Origin of the sequence: Bremerella sp. TYQ1, from assembly GCF_020150455.1 — a bacterium.
GTDB classification, from domain to species: domain Bacteria; phylum Planctomycetota; class Planctomycetia; order Pirellulales; family Pirellulaceae; genus Bremerella; species Bremerella volcania_A.
The window spans coordinates 4,945,382-4,963,935 of sequence record NZ_CP083740.1 but is presented as its reverse complement, the minus strand read 5'-3'; the positions used below and the strand labels follow the sequence as shown (position 1 = coordinate 4,963,935).

Genomic DNA, 18,554 nt, shown 5'->3' with positions numbered 1-18,554 from the left:
GAATTAAAAACCCCAACGTGAACACCTTCTACGACCAAATCGTGCTACGACTCAATGCAGATCTGCGGCGGTCTGATTGCACGCTTGTTTTCGCTGCTGCGAGTTTAGTTGAGACAAGCGTTTACTTGGGCTGGTTCGTCGAGACGCACCCTACGTTGAATTTGCGATCGTGGGTGGTTGGCGTGTTGGACACTTTGGTGATGGCGGCATGCTGATTTGGGGTGAATTTTGCTCGGCTTTGCTTGGGCATCGACGCGGATTGGGCCGCTGTATGGCGCATAAAAAAAGGGGAGGTCGTAACGACCTCCCCCTCCGGTTCACCTGGCCGAGCATCCTTTTGAGATGCTGGGTGGCTACTACATATCGAATATACTCTTCGCTTCCGCCGGGTTGACGGGCGCGTTGTCTTCTTTGTCTCGACTGCGGCGATTGCGGCGTGCTTCGCGTGGGTCTTCCGGAGCGGCGAATGGCTTGGCTGCTTCGACTTCGACTTCGCCTTTCATGACACCAACGCCTTGGTTGTAATAGTAGACGGTGCCTTTGACGGTGTCACCCATGCTGATCAATCGAGGGTCTGGCAATTCGACGCTGATCTTTGCATCTTCGGCCACTTCGACGGTGACTTTGGCGCGGCCAGCGGTGACGCTCCACTTGCCGTCACGAGCGACGCCTGAGAGTCGACCGACGACAGTAAACTTCGAGACCTCTTCGTCCGACTTCTCGGCAGGCTCTTCTTCTGACCCAACGGCAGAGAAGTCAGGCAACGCACCATTTTCGGTGACGCCCAATTCCAACTGCGGCGTAGGCGTGAAGACGCTGACTTCGCTTACGGGAGATTGACCGACGCCTTTCTTGTCGAGCGTCGCATCGAAGTGCACGAACATGCCTGGCTTGACCCAGCCTTTTTCTGCTTCGCCGCGGACGACGATTTCTTCCGGCTTGGAATCGACGCGAATCGTCCATTCCTGGTTGCCCTTTTCCGGCTTCAATTTGATCAGCGGAGCCGCTGCCGCGGTGAGCGTGCCGGTCAGATTGGTCTTTTCCTGTTTCTGCCCTGGTCGGCCTTGGAAGTTGGGCATCCCCTGCTGAGGCTGATTCGGGTTTTGAGCATTAACGGGGATTGCGAAAGTAACGACCGCCAGTGAAAAGAGGGCGGCTTTGCTAAGACAAGCAATTTGGCGATGCATGGAAGTCCTGACCAAATCGGGAGAAGGAAAAGCGAGGAAGGCTGTTGTGTCTTCAGGATAACGATTCGAGAGGCGAAAAGCCAATTTTTTCCCGTCAGCAAAGAATGCTCGGGCAGATTACTCCATTATACGCAAAACATGCACAAGCGTACACCTTCTTTTTAACGAGCGTTGAGCAAGTCTTCACCCTTTGGCGGTTGCCGGTTGAACAGTGTACGGTGAAAATAAGTGCTGACAGGTTCAATACTTGCAATGCAAAAAGGCCCAGGCAGATGTCCACCCCACCGCGCGGCAAATCGCGTCTTACCGTCCCTCAGTTCGTTGCCTGCAAGTCAGAAGGCAAAAAGCTAAGCGTCGTAACGGCTTACGACTATCCGATGGCTCGTTTGGTCGATCAGGCCGGCATCGACGCCATTTTGGTCGGCGACACGCTATCGATGGTCGTTCAAGGACACGATTCAACCATTCCCGTTACGCTGGACGAGATGATTTACCATGCCGAGATGGTCACCAGGGCAGTATCTAATGCGCTAGTAATTGTCGATATGCCCTTCCCATCAAACCTTTTGGGCGTACATGAAGCCATTCGCAACGCCGGGCGAATCCTCAAGGAAACCGGAGCTCAAGCGGTCAAACTTGAAGGTGGTGCTGACCAAGCCGAGGTGATCTCGGGCTTGGTTAACGCGGGAATTCCCGTCATGGCCCACATTGGCCTTCGGCCGCAACTAGTTCACCAAATGGGAGGTTACCGCGTTCAACGCGATCGCGATCGACTTATTAACGACGCAAAGGCCGCCGCAGACGCCGGAGCGTTTAGCATCGTTCTGGAATGCATTCCGCAAACCGACGCCGCCGAAATCACGGCCATGCTGGACATTCCGACCATCGGAATCGGTGCCGGAAAAGAATGCGACGGCCAGGTTCTCGTTCTAAACGACATGCTCGGTTTAACTGAAGGGCACGTCCCCAAGTTTGTGAAGCAATACGCCAACATCGGCGAAACAATTACCAACGCCGTGCGGCAATATTGCGACGAAGTTCGGTCGGGCGAGTTCCCCGGCCAGGCTCAGTCGTTCCGCTAAACCCATCGCCAACTTAACAGTGCGGCGCACGTCGCGCGGAAGGAGTACGGATCATGCCGAACCGTCTCGCCCAAGAATCGAGTCCCTATCTCTTACAGCATGCCAACAATCCTGTTGATTGGTTTCCCTGGGGACCAGAAGCTCTCGAAAAGTCGAAGCAGGAAGAAAAGCCGATCTTTCTTTCCATCGGGTATTCGGCGTGCCACTGGTGTCACGTGATGGAGCATGAAAGCTTCGAGTCACAAGAGATCGCCGACTTTCTGAACGAGCACTTCGTCTGCATCAAAGTCGACCGCGAAGAACGCCCTGACCTCGATCAAATTTATATGAACGCCGTGCAGCTACTCACCGGGCAAGGAGGCTGGCCGATGTCGGTGTTCCTGACGCCTGAGTTGATGCCGTTCTTTGGCGGAACCTACTGGCCGCCAACTGCCATGCGCGGCATGCCAGGGTTCGATCAAGTGTTGAAGGCAGTAATCGATGCCTGGCAAAACAAACGGGACATGGCGTTCCAGCAATCGAGACTTCTCACGGAGCGACTACAGCAGATCGGCTCTGGCACAAGCGAGTCTTCGTCAATTTCGCCAGACGCACTACCGCTTGCGATTCGGCAGATGGAGCAATCGTTCGATCCGCAACATGGCGGCTTTGGTTCCGCTCCCAAATTTCCGCACACGATGAATGTCGATCTTTTGCTGCGGCAGTTTGTTGATACGCAGGAAGAAAAACTTCTCACGATGGTGACGACTACCCTCGACAAAATGGCGATGGGTGGCATCTACGATCACCTCGGCGGCGGGTTCGCTCGGTACAGTGTCGATACCTATTGGCTAGTTCCTCACTTCGAGAAAATGTTGTACGACAATGCTCTGCTTGTCAGCAACTACGTCGACGCATACCGCCTGACCGGCGATGCCAGCTATGCACGAGTCGCGAGGGAATCTTGCGATTATATCTTGCGTGACATGACCGACGAGCAAGGAGGTTTCCACAGCACCGAAGATGCCGACAGCGAAGGGGAAGAAGGCAAGTTCTATGTTTGGACGCCCCATGAAGTCGACGAGTTACTAGGTGACACAATGGTCGCGGAACGCTTTCGTCGCGTCTACGACATCACCGAGTCAGGCAACTTCGAAGGAAACAATATTCCTCGTTTGAAGAAACCATTTGCCGAGTATGCTCGCGACTTTCAGACGACCGAAGATGAACTGCGCGACGAAATGAACAAAGCTCGCGAAGTCCTCTTCAACGCACGTTGCCGTCGCATTCGTCCGGGGAAAGACGACAAAATTCTCGCGAGTTGGAACGGCCTGATGATCGAGGCGTTCGCCAAAGCAGGAGCCGCATTTGCAGAGCCTCGTTACATCGAAGCCGCCAAACAGGCCGCACGATTCGTTATGAATTCGATGCAAGACGACACCGGCCGTTTGCTGCATACCTACCGACATGGTGCCGCGAAACTGCCAGCCTATTTGGACGATTACGTTTACCTCGCTTCGGCCTTGTTCGCATTGTATGAAGCAACGTTGGAAACCGAATGGCTCAAGCAATCGCAGGAACTCATCGACACGGCGATTAAGCACTTTTACGATCACGAAGCTGGCGGCTTCTTCTATACCGCGGACGATCACGAGCAGCTTATTGCCCGGAATAAGGACTTCTACGATCAAAGCGTCCCAAGCGGAAACGGTACCGCCGCTTTGGTTTTGGCGAAACTTGGCAAGCTGCTCGGTGAAGCCGAATACCTAAAGCTCGCCGAAGCGACGGTCGCCGCTGGGGCCGAGATTTTGCAGAAGCATCCTCTCGCCGCCGCACAACTTTTGGTGGCTTATCACTTCCTGAAACAGCCAGGGCAAGAGATTGTTATTGCGGCGACTGATCGTGAATCGCTGCAACAAACCGTTCAGGCGTTCCACTCCGCCTATCGTCCTAACACGCTATTGGCGGCAACCATCGACGGTGAAGAAGCCAGCGAACTGCTAGGTGGCTTGACCGCGGGTAAAGTTCCTAAAGATGGGCAAACGATGGTTTACGTCTGCGAGAACTTTCAGTGCAATGCCCCAGTATCGACGGAACAATTCCTCGACGGCTTGGCCTCGAATGGCAACCGCTCAAGCGGTGTGGTTTAATAGCGGAAGACTTCCAACGGCAGCGTCTTCGATTCGCATGCTCGTTTGCTTGCCAACCCATCCACGCCTGGCCGCGCGCCGGCACCTTTCACTCCACAAGGGAGAGTACGATGACACGCATTTTTGGTCTGTTCATTGTCTTGTCGATCGCTTGTCTCGGCTGCAAGCCGCCAGCGGGAGACGCAGACCCTGCTGGCCCATCCAGCACGAACGAAACAGCCGCTCCGGCCGCAACCAATGAAACGATTCCTGCACCGGTTGAAAAAGAAACGCCAGCTGAGGAAGTTAAGCCAGCGGTAGCTGCCCCGGAAATGAAGGAAGAAGAAGCCGCTCCTCCAATGGAAACGGCTCCGACGAAACCTGCCGAAGAGAAGCCAGCTCCGGCCCCGGAAGCAAAGCCTGAAGCAGCGGCCAGTGAAGAAGCCAGCCCGGAATCGGCTGCTCAGCCTACGCCCGCGGACGAGGTGGAAGGCTTGCTGGAAGAGAAGCCCGAAGCTGCCGCCGAAGCAGAAATGAAGAAGCCGGAAGAAGCAAAGCCAGCTGGTCCCGTCGAAACTTCGCTGACGCCTGATAACACGCTGATTCAGTTTGTCGGAACGCATGTCGGCGATGAGCCTGACCCACGAACCGGCAAGTTCAGCAAATTCAGCGGAACGGCCAAAGCCGCCGACGGCAAGCTCACCGAAGTCACCGTCGACATTGAAACCGTTTCTCTGGAAACCGACATCGAGAAGCTGACCAACCACCTGAAAAGCCCCGACTTCTTCGACGTTCGCCAACATCCCGAAGCAAAGTTTGTCTCCAAATCGATCAAGCCAGGCGATGACGGCAAAGTCGAAATCACCGGCGACTTGACGATGCTCGGCACGACCAAATCGATAACCTTCCCAGCCACGGTAACCATCGGCGACGATATTAAGCTGGATGCGGAATTCGTTATCGATCGCGTCGAATTCGGCATGGACTACAGCCCGGACAAAGTTCATAAAGACGTCACCATGACGATCAAAGTAGGCAAATAGAACGCTATGCCGTTTACGCTGAATGATTTGCTCTGGGGCCTCGCCGCACCGATACTTATTGCGGCCGGGCTCCGCTTTGTCTTAGCAATCGTTTTCGATCGATTTCGACCAGGCAGTTCTCCGTCGATAGAAGAGGAGGATCTGCCACCGCAGCGTTCGGTTGCCTTCGCAATGGAAACCTGTCTGCCGCTGGTGGTCGCGGCAGCAGTTGGTTACTTCATGTTGAGCCTCGGCCCTTGGGTGCCTGATGCCCATTACGAGTGGTTGCCGCTAGGCGTTGTATTGGCAGCCGTGACGGCCTCGCTGCTCGACTTCTTTCGTTGGCACTCGCTTGTCCACTGGATTGGCTTGCCGATCGGTTATGCAGCGATCGTTGGGTTGGTCGGTTACGTATTGATGCCGACTTGGGAAGGGCTCGAGCCTTCTTACACACCATACCTGGCATGTTGGTGTGTGGGCGTCTTGGTCATTTCGCTGACCAACGAATGGACTCCAGAAAACGGTGGCTGGCCAATGGCGGTTGTTTGGCTGGGTACCTGTCTGGCGGCGGCCGTCGTCGTGGCTCTTTCCGAAAGCTTACGTTTCGCACAAGTTGCCGGTCTCAGCTTTAGTGCAGGCTTGGGGCTTGTGGTCACGGGAATCGTTTTGAAGCGTTCGCTCTTGGGCGGACTTGGCCTGACGTTGACCGTTTATCTGGCCGGCATCTTATTAATCGCTCAAGTCAACTCATTCAGCGACGTACCACTGGCAAGTTATTGGCTGCCGATGGCTGGTCCCTTTATTTCAGCGATCATTGGGTTTCTCTTGCCGGCAAAAGCCTCGGGACTAGTTCGGGGTTTGGCAATAGTCATTCCAGCAGCAACGGTTTCGGCCATAGGTGTCATCCTGGCAGTTGTCGCCACAATGCCAGAGTGAGAGCTTATCGCTCAATCGCAGATAAGCTTCGGGTGCGGACAACCGTGGGAATATCTGAATTCCCTCGAAACCTCTTGTGAATAGACGCTTTACGACAATCGTCAAAGTCTACCAAGAGAGATGCCCGCGATTCAAAAGGCCGTTGGTATAGCGATTGCGTAATCATGGTTTAGCACTCGGGGGTGCTTTGGAACTTTAGCCCCGGAATAGAACCATGAATATGCGATATCTCAATCCCAGTTCGTCACGCTTATTGCCTCGTCGTCCCCATTCGCCGAGCGCGGTGAAGAAGGCAGGCCAGAAGGCTCAGGCGTCGGTTTCTGAAGAAGAACGTGAAAAGATTGTCAGTCGATTGCGAACGATCGCGCACTTGTTCGACGACGCCGTCGCGCTGCCAGGCACCAACATCAAACTTGGTTGGGACGCGGTGCTCGGCCTGATCCCCATCGTCGGTGACACGGCAACCACGGCGGTATCGGCTTATTTCCTGTGGGAAGCGTACAGACTCGGAGCAAGTCGATGGACGCTCGTCCGCATGGTGTGGAACGTGCTGATCGACTTCGTGGTTGGTTTGGTGCCGCTTGTCGGCGACATCGCGGACGTGACGTTCCGAGCGAACCGCCGAAACATGAAACTGCTTGAGAAAGAGCTCGCGAAGCGTTACCCAAAGGCTTAATACCACCAGCCGCTACGCAACATGATCGTGTCGCTCATGTCGAGTTCGACCGGGTCGTCTTTGTACTCAAACTTGCGTCCAAAGACGTACCCGATTTCGACAAACGATTTGCCACCTCCGTCCGACTTCCGCTCCATCCCTGCGATGATGCGGTAGTCGCTTAGCGTGAGCGAATCGTTCATTCCTTTGGGATGCTCGACGCTCCATGTCCCGCCGCCAAATTCACCTGAGACGTACCACCAGTCTTCATAGCCGTCTCCATAGGAAAACAACTGCATGTACCGCGGGCGGGGAAACGTGAGTTCCAACCGATGATCGTCGTCCGGGGTCCAGATCAAACCAACGGCCGGCAAGATCGAATAGTCGTCGCGATTCAAGTAGACGACACCAAACAGAAACTGGACGGTTTCGGTCCATTGGTACGACATCAACGCCATCCCGCTTACCCGGAAGGCATCACTGTCGGTTCGCTGGAAGTCGCTATAAACCCCAGGCGTGACGGACAAAACCGTTCCCCATTTCGGCGAAAGCTGCGACATCCAGCGTGTCGTCAGATAGGCTTGATACAGTGTCGCTGGTGCTTGGACGGAGTCTGGCCCCACAAGGAAATACATTCCATAGCCCGGCGTCAGCAACAACGGAGACTCACGCGTCGGGGCTGGAAAGCCGAGCGTGGCGCTACCACTAACTTCGGTCATGCCGATGTTATCTCCGCTGCCGGCGATCCACGTACTTTGAATGGTTAGCGATTGCAAAATTCCATTCTTCGCAGGACTCAGCTTGGGGCGCGACGTGAAAACCTCGTCTTCGGTCAGGTATAACGCGTCCAACTCTTCGACATCTTCCGAGAGAGTGCTCAGCTCGGGTGGATTCTCCGAGACGAGAGTTGCCGGAACCGCCGGATTACCAGGGGAGCCAGTTTTCGGATAGTCGGGTAGCTTGTATCCACCAGGAAAGACTTCCGTCGGAGGGATTCGCTCGATCGGCCGGTAAGGAGACTCGCGTTCGATCGTACTAAGACCACGCTGTGCCCATGGCTGCATCTGAGCCATCGCGCGCGGAACGATCTCTTCCCCAGAGAAACATCCCCAGGCCAGCATCAGTGCAGCGGCAAACGATAGTTGTTTCAATGCCTCGCCTTAGAAATTGAACCCGGCACGGATCATCAAGGTGTCGTCTACTTTCAGGTTCGGAATGTTTGGGGCACGATACAAAATGTTTCGATCCCAAACGTATCCCACTTCCGCATATGCTCGCAGGCGGTTGGGATGAGTCGCTTCGAGTCCCACGAAAACGCGATAGTCGTTGATGTCGATCTGGTCGCTTACGTCGTCCATGGCCACGAAATCGTAGCGATGAATAGTCCAGCTACCGCCGCCATATTCGCCCCCGACATACCACCAAACTTTGCGGTCGCCGACTGTCGTCCAATACTTGGAAAGTCGAGGGTAGGGGAACGTGATGTCAAATCGAGTCAGACTGTCTGGTTCCCACAACAAGCCGATCACCGGCAATAGCTTCTTGTCCATTCGATCGATGTAAACGGCACCCGCTTTCAGCGTCATCGTCGGGGTCAAGCGAATGTTACCGACACCGAGCCCCTGTAAACGCAGGCTGTCGGAATTAAGCGTTTCGAAGTCGGTGTACAAACCTGCTCGGAAGCCAAGTTCAGCATACAAACGTGGCGTCAGCTCAGGGTTCCATGCCAAGTCCAAGTAAGCACTGTATGCTTTGGATGGCAAGTCTTGCACCATCGTCGAAGGGCCATCCCACAGGTGAAGCACAAAGCCTGGCGTTACCAATAATGGATGATCGCTGAATAAAAAGTTCGGGAACAATGCGGTTACGGAGAACTCGAAGTCCTGAATCTGCAGCGTGTCGGCATCGTTGCTCAGCTTCGGCAGAAAGGTGTACTGAAACGCCAGATTTTCCATGAAGCGTTCGTACGGTATCTGATACTGCTGCTGTTGCGGAGCAAACGGCTGAGCTGGCTGATAAAGGGGTTGCTGCTGCTGAGGATAGTACGAGTTAGGTCCCGCCGAGAAGTTTGCCGGTGGCGAGGAAGGCGCCGGCGGAAAGCTGCTGGGGGGTGGATAACTGGAAGATGGCGGCGCGGCGTAATTCGGAGCACTGTAGCCCGGCTGCCCATACGATCCATATTGCGGAGTCGTAGAGTAGGGATCCCACCCTTGGATGGAAGCGCCCGCCGATCCTGTGACCGGAGCAGGAGCCACCGTTTGGGCATGCGCGGACCGAGTCTGCAATAGCACGACAAGGGCTAGCAAAACAAACCCAGTTAAACTGACTGACGGCAGATAAGAAATTTTTTTCACGATGACGCTCAAGTCCCCCGTCAACATGTGACGATACTAATTGGCTGGACCGGAGCGTCTAACTACCAAAGGGGCAACTTATGGGTCAAGGGAAGATTGCCCCGAATTCGTCGTGATCTTTATTTCTTTGTCGCCGTGGCGAGTCGACCGCTCGACTCTTCTTCCAGAACTCGGACTTTGACTGGCGTCTGCCGCTCGCCTAAGTTCACCGCCAGCGTCACCACATGGGTACCTGGCTGCCACGAGACTTCCAGCTTCTCAGCGGTTGGAATTGGCTTGCCATCCAACCAAACCGAAATCCCTTCCGTTCCCTCGAATGCCAGCACGAAGCTTCCGCCGTTGGCGACCTCCAGCTCGTTCTGCAAGTATGAGAACTTCGGAAGATTTCGATGCGGATGATAGACCGGCAGCTCTGCTAGCGGCACGCCACCATCGACCTGGCTAAAGATTGACTTCCAAACAAACGATGGATGCCCGGCCGCGACGGTGTTGTTGCTGGAGCGATTGATGGCCCGATTCGATTCGTTGTTATAAGTCAACGTCTTCCACGACCGCAGATACTTCTGGTTGCCGATCGAAAACGCCTCGTCCTTACCCAGCTTGGAAAGAAACGCCGATAAGTCGACGATTTCCTTCGTCGTCAACGCATCGATCGAACCATCCGGCATCAACGAGCGTCCCTCGGCACGATCTTCGATCGCTTCCTGCGGGATTTCGATTTCCCGGTCCTCGGCATCACGCAGGACCAGCAAGTCATCGTTTTCGCGAACCGGAATACCGGTCTGCACTTTGCCATCGTCCGTTAGGATCACCAGCGAATGGAAGTTCTCTTTCACTTTGGCACTCGGTCGCAGCAGCGATTCCACGATGTAATCAGGCTGAGCACTCGCCCCCAGGCTGATCAAGTTCGGGCCGACTTTTCCACCTGCTTCACCAATGGCGTGACACTTGAAACAGTTCAACGCTTCTTTACGGAAGATTGCTTCCCCTGCATGAGGATCGCCAGACTGCATCGCCAACTTGGTGATTTCCACCAGTTCCTCGTCCGACCATTGGCGAATACCTTCAGTCAATCCACCAGCAGCTTGTATGGCCGAAACCAATTCTGGCGAAGCCTGGCTGCTGCTACGAACCGAACGCAAAGCGAGCTGTGCTTGATCGCGTGGCAGCTTTTTATCCTTCAGAGCTTTCGCCAAGTGAGGCTGGCCCTGCTTACGGCTCAAAAACGGAGTCAGCAAAGCATCGGCCGGAATAGGATTCGATTCCGCAGAAAGGAGTTCCGCGGCCTGCTTCGCAGCATTGGGAAGTGCAAACGTCGCGAGACTTTCCAGCGCAGCCAATCGAACCAACTGACTAACGTCTTCTCCCTGCACCAACTGAATCAACAGCTTAACGGTTGCCGGACCAGGCATCTTCGCCAACGCACGAACCGCCGCCACGCGAGCGGACGCAGGCAATGGCCTTTCCCCTGAAGCGTAGGCTTGCACCAGTTCCCCAGAGGCGACATTCCAGGCAATCGCCGTATCGAATGCAAGAGCAGCCACCTCCGGCGAATCGGAGGCATACAGTTGTTCAATGGCCGAAAGTTCGCCGTCTGGTTTCGTCTTACGAACTTGCATGGCCACTAAGAACGACTTCAAGATAGGAGCGATTTGTGCATTGTCCTCCGCACGACTTCCACCCGGCAAGATCGATGTGAGCAGGTTTCCAAGCAGCTTCGATCCACCTCGCTGCGCGGCAAGTTCCACGAGTCGCGCCGATGTTTTTCCGTCGGCATGAGGTAGTAGCAGGATCGCAGCTTCGGCAACTTCCGGATTGGGGATTGCCTCGAACGCGAACGCCCAACTTTCAGGATGGGCTTTGGCATCTTTCAAAATGGCGGAGTCAGCATTGTTATTGGCAACGGCTTGCTGCAGTTCCGGAATCCAAACCGGTGCCAAGTCTTCGACCAATTGCCAGACCGCGAAGTCGAGAAAACGGTCCATCGGCTGGCGTGTTGCTTCCAGGCCAACGATCATGGCCTGAGAACTCGGAATGGTCGCGAGTGCTCGCACCCCTTCCAGACGCACGCGCGGGTGCTCGTCCCGAACCGCCGCGGTGAACAACTCCAGCGGATTGGCAACTTCATCATGCCACTGTGACGCAACACGAACGGCAGCCGCTCGAATATTATGGTTCGGCGATTCCAGCAGCTCATTCAGTAGAGGTTCGTTCACTTCGTCCAGTGCCTGATAAGCCCACAAGCCTTCCAAACGCTGATGAGCGGCAGCGGGGTCATTCTTATCAAGCTCTTGTATCCAAGCTGCCAACTGCTCTAAGACATCGGATCGCGGTCGCAATTTCAGCTGCAGTTTGGCATGCGTGCGAATCCACTTCTCTGGCGATTTCAACGCAGCGAGCAACTCTTCGACTGAGGCCGCTTCCAGATTTTGTGGCTTGACCAAAGGGCTGTCCTTCTTGGTCACTCGCCAGATACGACCATGCACGTGATCACGCCGCGGATCGCGGAAGTCGACTTCGCCATGCTGAATGATAGGGTTGTACCAGTCGGCGATATAAATCGCTCCATCAGGTCCCATCTTGATATCGACGGGACGAAATGCTCCGTGGCTCGCTTTGATGACATCTTCGGCCTGACGGCTGGCGAACCCTGAACCATCCTCTTCCAGCACAAAGCGACAAACGCGATGGGCACGAAAGTCATTCGTCAGTGCGCTCGTCTGCCAATCCTCCGGCAGGTGCGAGCCGCCGACCAGTTCCAATCCGCAATGCTTGGGACTGCCGGGATTCAACCCTTGCATCAGTCGTCGGGAATCGGCAGCCGTTACGAAGACGGCTCCAGGAAACGTGTAGTTAATCCCTTCGTTGTACGCACCATCGGTGGCGAAGTTGGCACCATAGTCGTTGAAGTGGTGCCCCCAGGTATTCACGAAACCTCGGCAAAAGACATCCAACTCCATCGTCTCTGGTCGGAACTGCCAGATCCCGCCGGCGTTCAAGCGGCGCACACCATGTGGCGTTTCGATGTGGCTGTGAATGTAGATCGACTGGTTGAAGTACATCATCCCGTCGTAGCCCCAGCGGAGCGTATGCAGAATGTGATGCGTATCTTCCGTCCCAAAACCAGACAGAACGACTCGCTTTTCATCCGCTTTGCCGTCGCCATCGGTGTCTTTCATGTGCAACAGTTCGGTGCTGTTGGCTACATACACGCCGCCATCGCCTGGCAGGACTCCGGTCGGAATCAGCAAGCCATCCGCAAACACAGTCGACTTGTCGGCGGTGCCATCTCCGTTGGTGTCTTCCAGCATCAAGATCTTGTCGTCGGCGACCTGACCAGGCTCGATCTGTGGATAGACCGAACTCGATGCAACCCATAAGCGGCCTTGGGCGTCGAAGTTAATCTGAATCGGGCTGGCAATCATCGGTTCCGAAGCAAACAGGTTGACCTCGAAGCCATCGGCAACGGTGAACGATCGCAGTTCTTCAGCCGGATCGGTATTAGGAATGACTTTCAGATCACGCTGGGCAAATGCCACCGCCGCAGGGGCGAGAAACAGCAGAAGCAGGGAAAAAGCAGAACGAAACATAGGTAGGCTTATCTCAACGAAATGAATGATTTGGGGAGGAGACTCGAAACGAGATCAGTCGCGCTGCACGGCTGCTTGAACCGATTGTTTGAGTTCCAATATCTTGTTGTCCTGCGCTTCGATCAGCGGATCGAATTGCGGAATTTCGACCGCGTTGTTTCCCTGTTCATGCTTACGGAACAAGTAGAGATACGTTTCGTTCTGCGGTCGGAAGCGATCGAAGAAGAGCTGATTCTTCCGCAAGATCGTTTGGCGAAGGGCTTCTGTCTTGGCGTACAAATCTTGAGCCGGAACATCGACGCCCTTTTTCCATGCTTCAGCAGACGCAGTCACCTTCGATGCGTCCGACAGCTTCAGCGTGTAGCTTCCCTCTTGCAGCGTCGGCAGCTGGCACGCGATAGATTTGGGAGCCGGACCCTTGGGAGAAGCCGCATAGGGCAGGGGAATGGCGACGGTTTTCAACGCGTTGAGCGGATCGCCCGATGTCGCTTTTAGTGGCGGCTGTAGCGATGTACTCTGCAAGCTCGATACCATCGTCGGGGCGACGTACCAATAACCGAATTCGGTCAGGTGCATGCCATTGTCGGTCAAATGCTTCGGCTGGCTGTTCGTCTTGGGCTTATAGTTCGCCACCGCATCACCGAAGCGAAGCGTATGGTGCCCACGGTCGTAGGCCAACTGCTCGATCGCGTCGGCGTAAAGCTTGACGTTCGCGTTGTATTCTTCCGGATTCGGCAGCGGCGGGCCGAGGTTTTCCATCGGCAGTGGCGTGATCAACGCGATTCGCTCGGTTCGCTTTTCTAGTTCTTCCAACAGCTTTACGTAGTTCGCTTTGAAAGTTTCCAGGCCTTGCTTTCCTTGGAAGGCTTCGTTTGTCCCGTAGCCGACGATGATCACTGTGGGATCGACCAGTTCGAGCGACTTCGTCAGATGCGACCAAGCCTCTTTCTGGTTACCAAAACGAGCTCGCGAAATGGCCGTAACGGTATCGCCGCTCCAGCCCAGGTTCCGCATCGTGAAGTTGGTATCAGGCAGCGCTAAGTTCAGAGCCAACTCGAAATAGCCGTACTGCTGTTCCCGTTCGATGAACGTTCCGCCCACCAGCGCGATACGATCCCCGTCGCGAATAGCAAACGAAGGCTTACCGCTGCCGCCGAATTGGGCATAGGCGTCCAGACTTAGCAAAACCGACAGAACGATTCCCAAACAGCAGGGAATGAGCCTTGGAATCCAGGGGCGACCAGTCACAGGCAATGCTCCAGATTTGAGCGAATGGATGGATCGATGGGGTAGATCAGGTAGGTACTTTTAGTGTAGCTCCCAGAAAGCGGGACTTCCACCTAGGCACAACCGGCCCCTGATTTGCAGAAATCTTGGTACCAATTGGCCTCATTCGACCTAATATCGTACATTCCTGTTAGAATACTTGTTGCTACCGACCGCCCTGGGGGGCCCTTGTCACTATCCCTCCCGCGCTTCAAGGCGGCCTGTCGACTTTGCCAAGTTTCGGAGCCCCACATGCTGTTGTGTTCCTGCCCACGTTGTCACGACTCGATTCGAATTCCCGCTGCGGCGACAGAGACGTCGGTCATCCGTTGCCCACGGTGCTCGGAAGAATTTCCGCTTGGCGAAATCTTCTCGGCGTTGCCTCCCGAAGCGGAAGTTATTTCCGGCCCTGGCTCGGAGGTCACCGTTGCCATGGTGCACGACCCAGCGGAGACAGCGGAATATACGCTTGCTCAAGACGCCAGCCAGCCGCGGACTGACTTCCAGATCAAAGATTCCGGTCCTCTTTCAAGCACGGCTCCGATGGCGAAGATCGACTCGTCACGCCCATCGCGGAAACCGAAACGAGCCGAGCCCAATGTCTTCCTAGAGTTTCTAAAGATCGCCGTCGGTGGTGCCGCAGGGCTTGGCATCGCCGTGATGATGATTATGTGGTTCAGCCATCAAGACGTCTTCAAGATCGTACCGATGCTGCCCCCACAAGCGTACTTTATCGTTCCTGAGGAGCTACACACTTCAGAAATGAAAACCTTGGCGAACCAAGGCGCAGAACCAGAGGTTGCCCCGGAAATCGAACCGCCGGTCGAAACCATCCCGGCCGATGAGCCTGCCCCGGAAGCGGAAGAAGAAGCGACATCAGAAACGGAAGATCAAGTTTCGTTCAATCCTCCTTCGCGCGACTCCGATGCGAGTCCGCTTGCCGCCGCATTTCAGGAACGTGTCAACGCATCGCAGCAGACCAAACCCGCCAAGAAACCGGCAACGAAAAAGCCGAAACCTGTCGAACCCAAACCTGAGCCACAGATGGTGGCCGAAGAGCCTGAGCCGTCACCTCCTGTCGAAGCCCCGGAACCAGCAGAAACCGAGCCGATGGAAGAAGTCGTCGTCACAGGTCCCACCGAGCCCAGTCCAATTGCTCCTGAGCTGATGGAAATGATCACCGCGGCTTCCGAGGAACTTGGCCCGATTGGAGCCGAAATTCCACCGGTAAAACAGCCGGAACCGATCGAGCCTATTGGTGAGGGTACGATCGACCTATCTCCGGTCGATGATGACGAAAAGTAGTCGCGAACTTCGGTGGCTTGACGCTTTGCGGTTGATTCTGTCCTAGCGTAGTCAAAATCTGATCGACCGCGGCGGACAAGTCGTCGACGATGTTCGTTACCAAAGCGGCCCCCGTCGACTCGGCTTCACGGAGAAGCTCTTCTTCGGTTTGCTTACCGTAGCCGGTGCGGACAAGAATGCCTCGGGCCCCGGAATTCCGCGCGGCACGCAAGTCAGATCGCTTGTCACCGACCATGTAGGCCTGACTGAGGGAAACGTTTTCCTGGGCGGCCGCTGCACTAAGCATTCCAGTACGCGGCTTGCGGCATTCGCAGTCGACAGCATACTTCTTCACGATCGCATCAGGATGATGAGGGCAGTAGTAATACGCACTCACCGACGCGCCATGATCGGCCAGCAGCTTGTCCATATAGTTGTGCACGTCTTGGACATCGTCTTCGGTATAGTAACCCCGCGCGATGCCCGACTGATTCGTAACAACGATGACTGGAATACCAACGTTGTTCAAACGAGCGATTGCTTCTCCGGCGCCTGGGATCAGACGCAACTGATGAGGCGAACCGAGGTACTTGACCTCTTCGTTAATGGTTCCGTCGCGGTCCAGAAAAACAGCCGGTCGGCCAGGTCCAGTCCAGATCTTCGTATCAATCGCCATGCCAGCATTCCATGCACAGAGTCAAGAGAGACCACATGAGGGGGTGGTTGTACTGTTTTCGTCGGCCACGCCCAAGTCCAATCTTCATTGTTAATTCGACAGGAAACCGGGAGAGTGGGGACCCAAGGGGGGTGGATATCGGCTAAAATGCCCACAACACCTCCGATTTGACGCAAGCATTGTTTTCCGCAGCAAAGGCTCGAAGGACTGATGACGCAGGAAATTACGGCACGCTTGATCGACCAGAACCTGAAGACTACCTCGTCGGAGACCGACCTGACCGACACCTCCTGGCGAGACGCCTATTCCGACCGAGATCTTGGCTGGCTGCAATTTAACGCACGAGTTCTGCACGAAGCTCTCGACCCCCGAAACCCCGCATTAGAGCGAGTCAAATTCCTCGCCATCTTCACGTCGAACTTGGACGAGTTCTTCATGAAGCGTATCGGACTTCTCCGTACACGCAGCCAGGCCGAACGCCTGAAGAACAAAGTGATTGGCCCCGTTCCTGTGCAGCAGCGTCTGCAGGAAATGCGGCAAGTCATCATCCCGATGCTCAAGAAGCGAGCCAACTGTTTCCTGAAAGATCTCCGCCCGCTTCTTTCCGAACACAGCATTCATTTGTTGGACTGGGATCAGCTTTCAGAATCGCAGCAAGAGAAAGCCAACTTATTTTTCAACCGCAACGTTTATCCTGCGTTGACGCCGTTGGCTCTCGACCCTGGCCACCCGTTTCCGTACATGTCGAACCTCTCGACATCGCTTGGCTTTGTGTTGCGTGTACCGGACTCGGAAGAGAACCTTTTCGCGCGCGTCAAAGTTCCCAACATTTTGCCGCAGTGGATCCAACTCGATTCCGAGATGGACGACGCGCGAAGCTACATTCGCCTGTCTGACTTGATCCATAACAACGCCGAGAAACTCTTCCCCGGCATGACCATTATCGATTCGACATTGTTCCGCATCACGCGTAACTCAGAGGTCGAAATCGAAGACGATGACGACTCGGAAAGCATCCGTACCATCGTCGCGGAAGAACTACGGCAACGGAAGTTTGAACCAGTCGTTCGCTTAGAACTCTCGGAAGATCCCAACCCTTGGGTTCGTTCCCTGTTGATGCATCAATTCGATCTCTCCGAAGATGACGTCTACGAAGTGCCTGGCGAACTCGACTACGCTGGCATGTGGCCGCTGGCTTCGCTCGACATCAAAGAGCTGCGAGATGAGCCGTGGAACCCGATCGTTCCTGCCGACTTAGCTGGGGAAGAGGCCGACATTTTCTCGGTCATCAAATCGGGCGACTTCCTCGTACATCATCCGTATGAAAGCTTCGACGCCAGTGTCGAACAGTTCATTCGCGCCGCAGCGAACGATCCCAAAGTGATTGCCATCAAAATGACGGTCTATCGTGTCGGCGACGATACGCCGTTCGTCCGCAGTCTCATTCGCGCGGCAGAAACGGGTAAACAGGTCGCCTGCTTGATCGAACTGAAAGCCCGCTTCGATGAAGAACGCAATCTGCACTGGGCCAAAGAGCTGGAGAAAATCGGTGCCCATGTCGTGTATGGCGTGCTGGGCCTGAAAACACATACGAAGATCGCCTTGGTCGTTCGCCAGGAATCGGACGGCATTCGCTGCTACGCCCACATCGGCACCGGTAATTACCACGTGAAAACGGCACGCCTCTATACCGACTTGGGGCTATTCACGTGCGATCCGATGCTGACGACCGACGTGGTGAATTTGTTCCATGCCCTCACCGGTCGTTCGCGCGAACCAAGCTTCCAGAAGCTGCTTGTTGCGCCGACCAATATGCGGGAACAGTTTCTGGAAAAGATTCGCCGCGAGATCGAGAACAAAAAATCAGGCAAGCCGGCAATGATCATCATTAAGGTGAATCAGCTGGAAGATCCCGAGATGTGCCAGGCGATTGTGGCTGCCTCCCAAGCTGGTGTTCAAGTCGAATGCATCGTACGCGGTTTTTCGTGCCTCCGCGCCGGTGTTCCAGGCCTGACCGAAAACGTCACCATCCGCAGTATCATTGGTCGCTTTCTAGAGCACTCGCGAATCTTCTACTTCGCCAACGGTTCGGATGACCCGCTTGAAGGTGAGTTCTACATCGGTTCGGCCGACTGGATGCAGCGGAATCTCAGCAATCGCGTGGAGGCAACAACCCCGATCGAACTGCGAGCCCATAAGGAACGCTTGTGGGAGATCATGGATGTGCTGCTGAAAGACCGTCGCCAGGCATGGACAATGAATCCTGATGGCGAATACGAACAGCTCACGCCAATGGACGATGACAGCGATATCTCTCGCCTCGGCTCCCACCGCACGTTGATGCTGCTCACGCAACAACGTCTGAAAGAACGCATCAAATAGCCTTCGCCCACC

13 protein-coding genes are annotated in these 18,554 nt (G+C 55.1%); 7 read left to right on the top strand and 6 right to left on the bottom strand.

Annotated elements, in window-relative coordinates:
* Positions 1–356: 356 nt before the first annotated feature.
* Complete coding sequence (locus tag LA756_RS20115; protein WP_224436521.1) at positions 357–1,187, bottom strand: hypothetical protein; 831 nt, start codon at positions 1,185–1,187, stop codon at positions 357–359.
* A 272-nt stretch (positions 1,188–1,459) separates the two neighbouring features.
* Here LA756_RS20115 and panB point away from each other — a divergent pair, with 272 nt between their 5' ends.
* The 5 genes from panB (at position 1,460) to LA756_RS20090 (ending at position 7,011) form a co-directional block, all read left to right on the top strand.
* The gene (gene panB / locus LA756_RS20110) at positions 1,460–2,269 is read left to right on the top strand and encodes a 3-methyl-2-oxobutanoate hydroxymethyltransferase (protein WP_224436520.1); all 810 of its coding nucleotides are present in this window, start codon (positions 1,460–1,462) and stop codon (positions 2,267–2,269) included.
* Positions 2,270–2,322: 53 nt separating this feature from the next.
* Positions 2,323–4,398 carry a thioredoxin domain-containing protein gene (locus LA756_RS20105; protein WP_224436519.1) on the top strand — a complete coding sequence of 692 codons (2,076 nt, stop codon included), beginning with the start codon at positions 2,323–2,325 and terminating at the stop codon, positions 4,396–4,398.
* 110 nt (positions 4,399–4,508) lie between these two features.
* On the top strand, positions 4,509–5,420 hold the full coding sequence (locus tag LA756_RS27200; protein WP_261362051.1) for a YceI family protein: 912 nt from the start codon (positions 4,509–4,511) through the stop codon (positions 5,418–5,420).
* Positions 5,421–5,426: 6 nt separating this feature from the next.
* A complete protein-coding gene (locus LA756_RS20095) occupies positions 5,427–6,335 on the top strand; it encodes a hypothetical protein (RefSeq protein WP_224436518.1) in 909 nt (302 codons plus the stop codon).
* A 214-nt stretch (positions 6,336–6,549) separates the two neighbouring features.
* Positions 6,550–7,011, top strand: coding sequence for a DUF4112 domain-containing protein (locus LA756_RS20090; protein ID WP_224436517.1), 462 nt, complete (start codon positions 6,550–6,552; stop codon positions 7,009–7,011).
* Here the strand turns inward: LA756_RS20090 and LA756_RS20085 are convergent.
* From LA756_RS20085 to LA756_RS20070, 4 genes are all read right to left on the bottom strand, one after another.
* Positions 7,008–8,141: a DUF6268 family outer membrane beta-barrel protein gene (locus tag LA756_RS20085; protein ID WP_224436516.1), complete on the bottom strand. Its 1,134-nt coding sequence runs from the start codon at positions 8,139–8,141 to the stop codon at positions 7,008–7,010. The two genes, LA756_RS20090 and LA756_RS20085, sit on opposite strands and share 4 nt — an antisense overlap.
* 9 nt (positions 8,142–8,150) lie before the next feature.
* Positions 8,151–9,344, bottom strand: a complete 1,194-nt coding sequence (locus LA756_RS20080) for a hypothetical protein (RefSeq protein ID WP_224436515.1) — start codon at positions 9,342–9,344, stop codon at positions 8,151–8,153.
* Between the two features lie 119 nt (positions 9,345–9,463).
* On the bottom strand, positions 9,464–12,934 hold the full coding sequence (locus tag LA756_RS20075; protein WP_224436514.1) for a PVC-type heme-binding CxxCH protein: 3,471 nt from the start codon (positions 12,932–12,934) through the stop codon (positions 9,464–9,466).
* A gap of 54 nt (positions 12,935–12,988) precedes the next feature.
* Entirely contained in the window at positions 12,989–14,182 is a 1,194-nt protein-coding gene (locus LA756_RS20070; RefSeq protein WP_224436513.1) for an SGNH/GDSL hydrolase family protein, read from the bottom strand.
* 270 nt (positions 14,183–14,452) lie between these two features.
* On the opposite strand from LA756_RS20070, the gene LA756_RS20065 reads away from it, so the two are divergent.
* Positions 14,453–15,505, top strand: a complete 1,053-nt coding sequence (locus tag LA756_RS20065) for a hypothetical protein (RefSeq protein WP_224440477.1) — start codon at positions 14,453–14,455, stop codon at positions 15,503–15,505.
* Here LA756_RS20065 and gmhB read toward each other — a convergent pair.
* Positions 15,453–16,160: a D-glycero-beta-D-manno-heptose 1,7-bisphosphate 7-phosphatase gene (gmhB, locus tag LA756_RS20060; RefSeq protein WP_224436512.1), complete on the bottom strand. Its 708-nt coding sequence runs from the start codon at positions 16,158–16,160 to the stop codon at positions 15,453–15,455. The genes LA756_RS20065 and gmhB overlap by 53 nt on opposite strands.
* Positions 16,161–16,370: 210 nt before the next feature.
* Here gmhB and ppk1 point away from each other — a divergent pair, with 210 nt between their 5' ends.
* Complete coding sequence (ppk1, locus tag LA756_RS20055) at positions 16,371–18,542, top strand: polyphosphate kinase 1 (RefSeq protein ID WP_224436511.1); 2,172 nt, start codon at positions 16,371–16,373, stop codon at positions 18,540–18,542.
* Positions 18,543–18,554: the final 12 nt, after the last annotated feature.

Bases quoted from the DNA above. Each gene is read 5' to 3' on its own strand.
- LA756_RS20115 (WP_224436521.1), bottom strand. From the start codon at position 1,187: ATGCATCGCCAAATTGCTTGTCTTAGCAAAGCCGCCCTCTTTTCACTG.
- panB (WP_224436520.1), top strand. From the start codon at position 1,460: ATGTCCACCCCACCGCGCGGCAAATCGCGTCTTACCGTCCCTCAGTTC.
- LA756_RS20105 (WP_224436519.1), top strand. From the start codon at position 2,323: ATGCCGAACCGTCTCGCCCAAGAATCGAGTCCCTATCTCTTACAGCAT.
- LA756_RS27200 (WP_261362051.1), top strand. From the start codon at position 4,509: ATGACACGCATTTTTGGTCTGTTCATTGTCTTGTCGATCGCTTGTCTC.
- LA756_RS20095 (WP_224436518.1), top strand. From the start codon at position 5,427: ATGCCGTTTACGCTGAATGATTTGCTCTGGGGCCTCGCCGCACCGATA.
- LA756_RS20090 (WP_224436517.1), top strand. From the start codon at position 6,550: ATGAATATGCGATATCTCAATCCCAGTTCGTCACGCTTATTGCCTCGT.
- LA756_RS20075 (WP_224436514.1), bottom strand. From the start codon at position 12,934: ATGTTTCGTTCTGCTTTTTCCCTGCTTCTGCTGTTTCTCGCCCCTGCG.
- LA756_RS20065 (WP_224440477.1), top strand. From the start codon at position 14,453: ATGCTGTTGTGTTCCTGCCCACGTTGTCACGACTCGATTCGAATTCCC.
- gmhB (WP_224436512.1), bottom strand. From the start codon at position 16,160: ATGGCGATTGATACGAAGATCTGGACTGGACCTGGCCGACCGGCTGTT.
- ppk1 (WP_224436511.1), top strand. From the start codon at position 16,371: ATGACGCAGGAAATTACGGCACGCTTGATCGACCAGAACCTGAAGACT.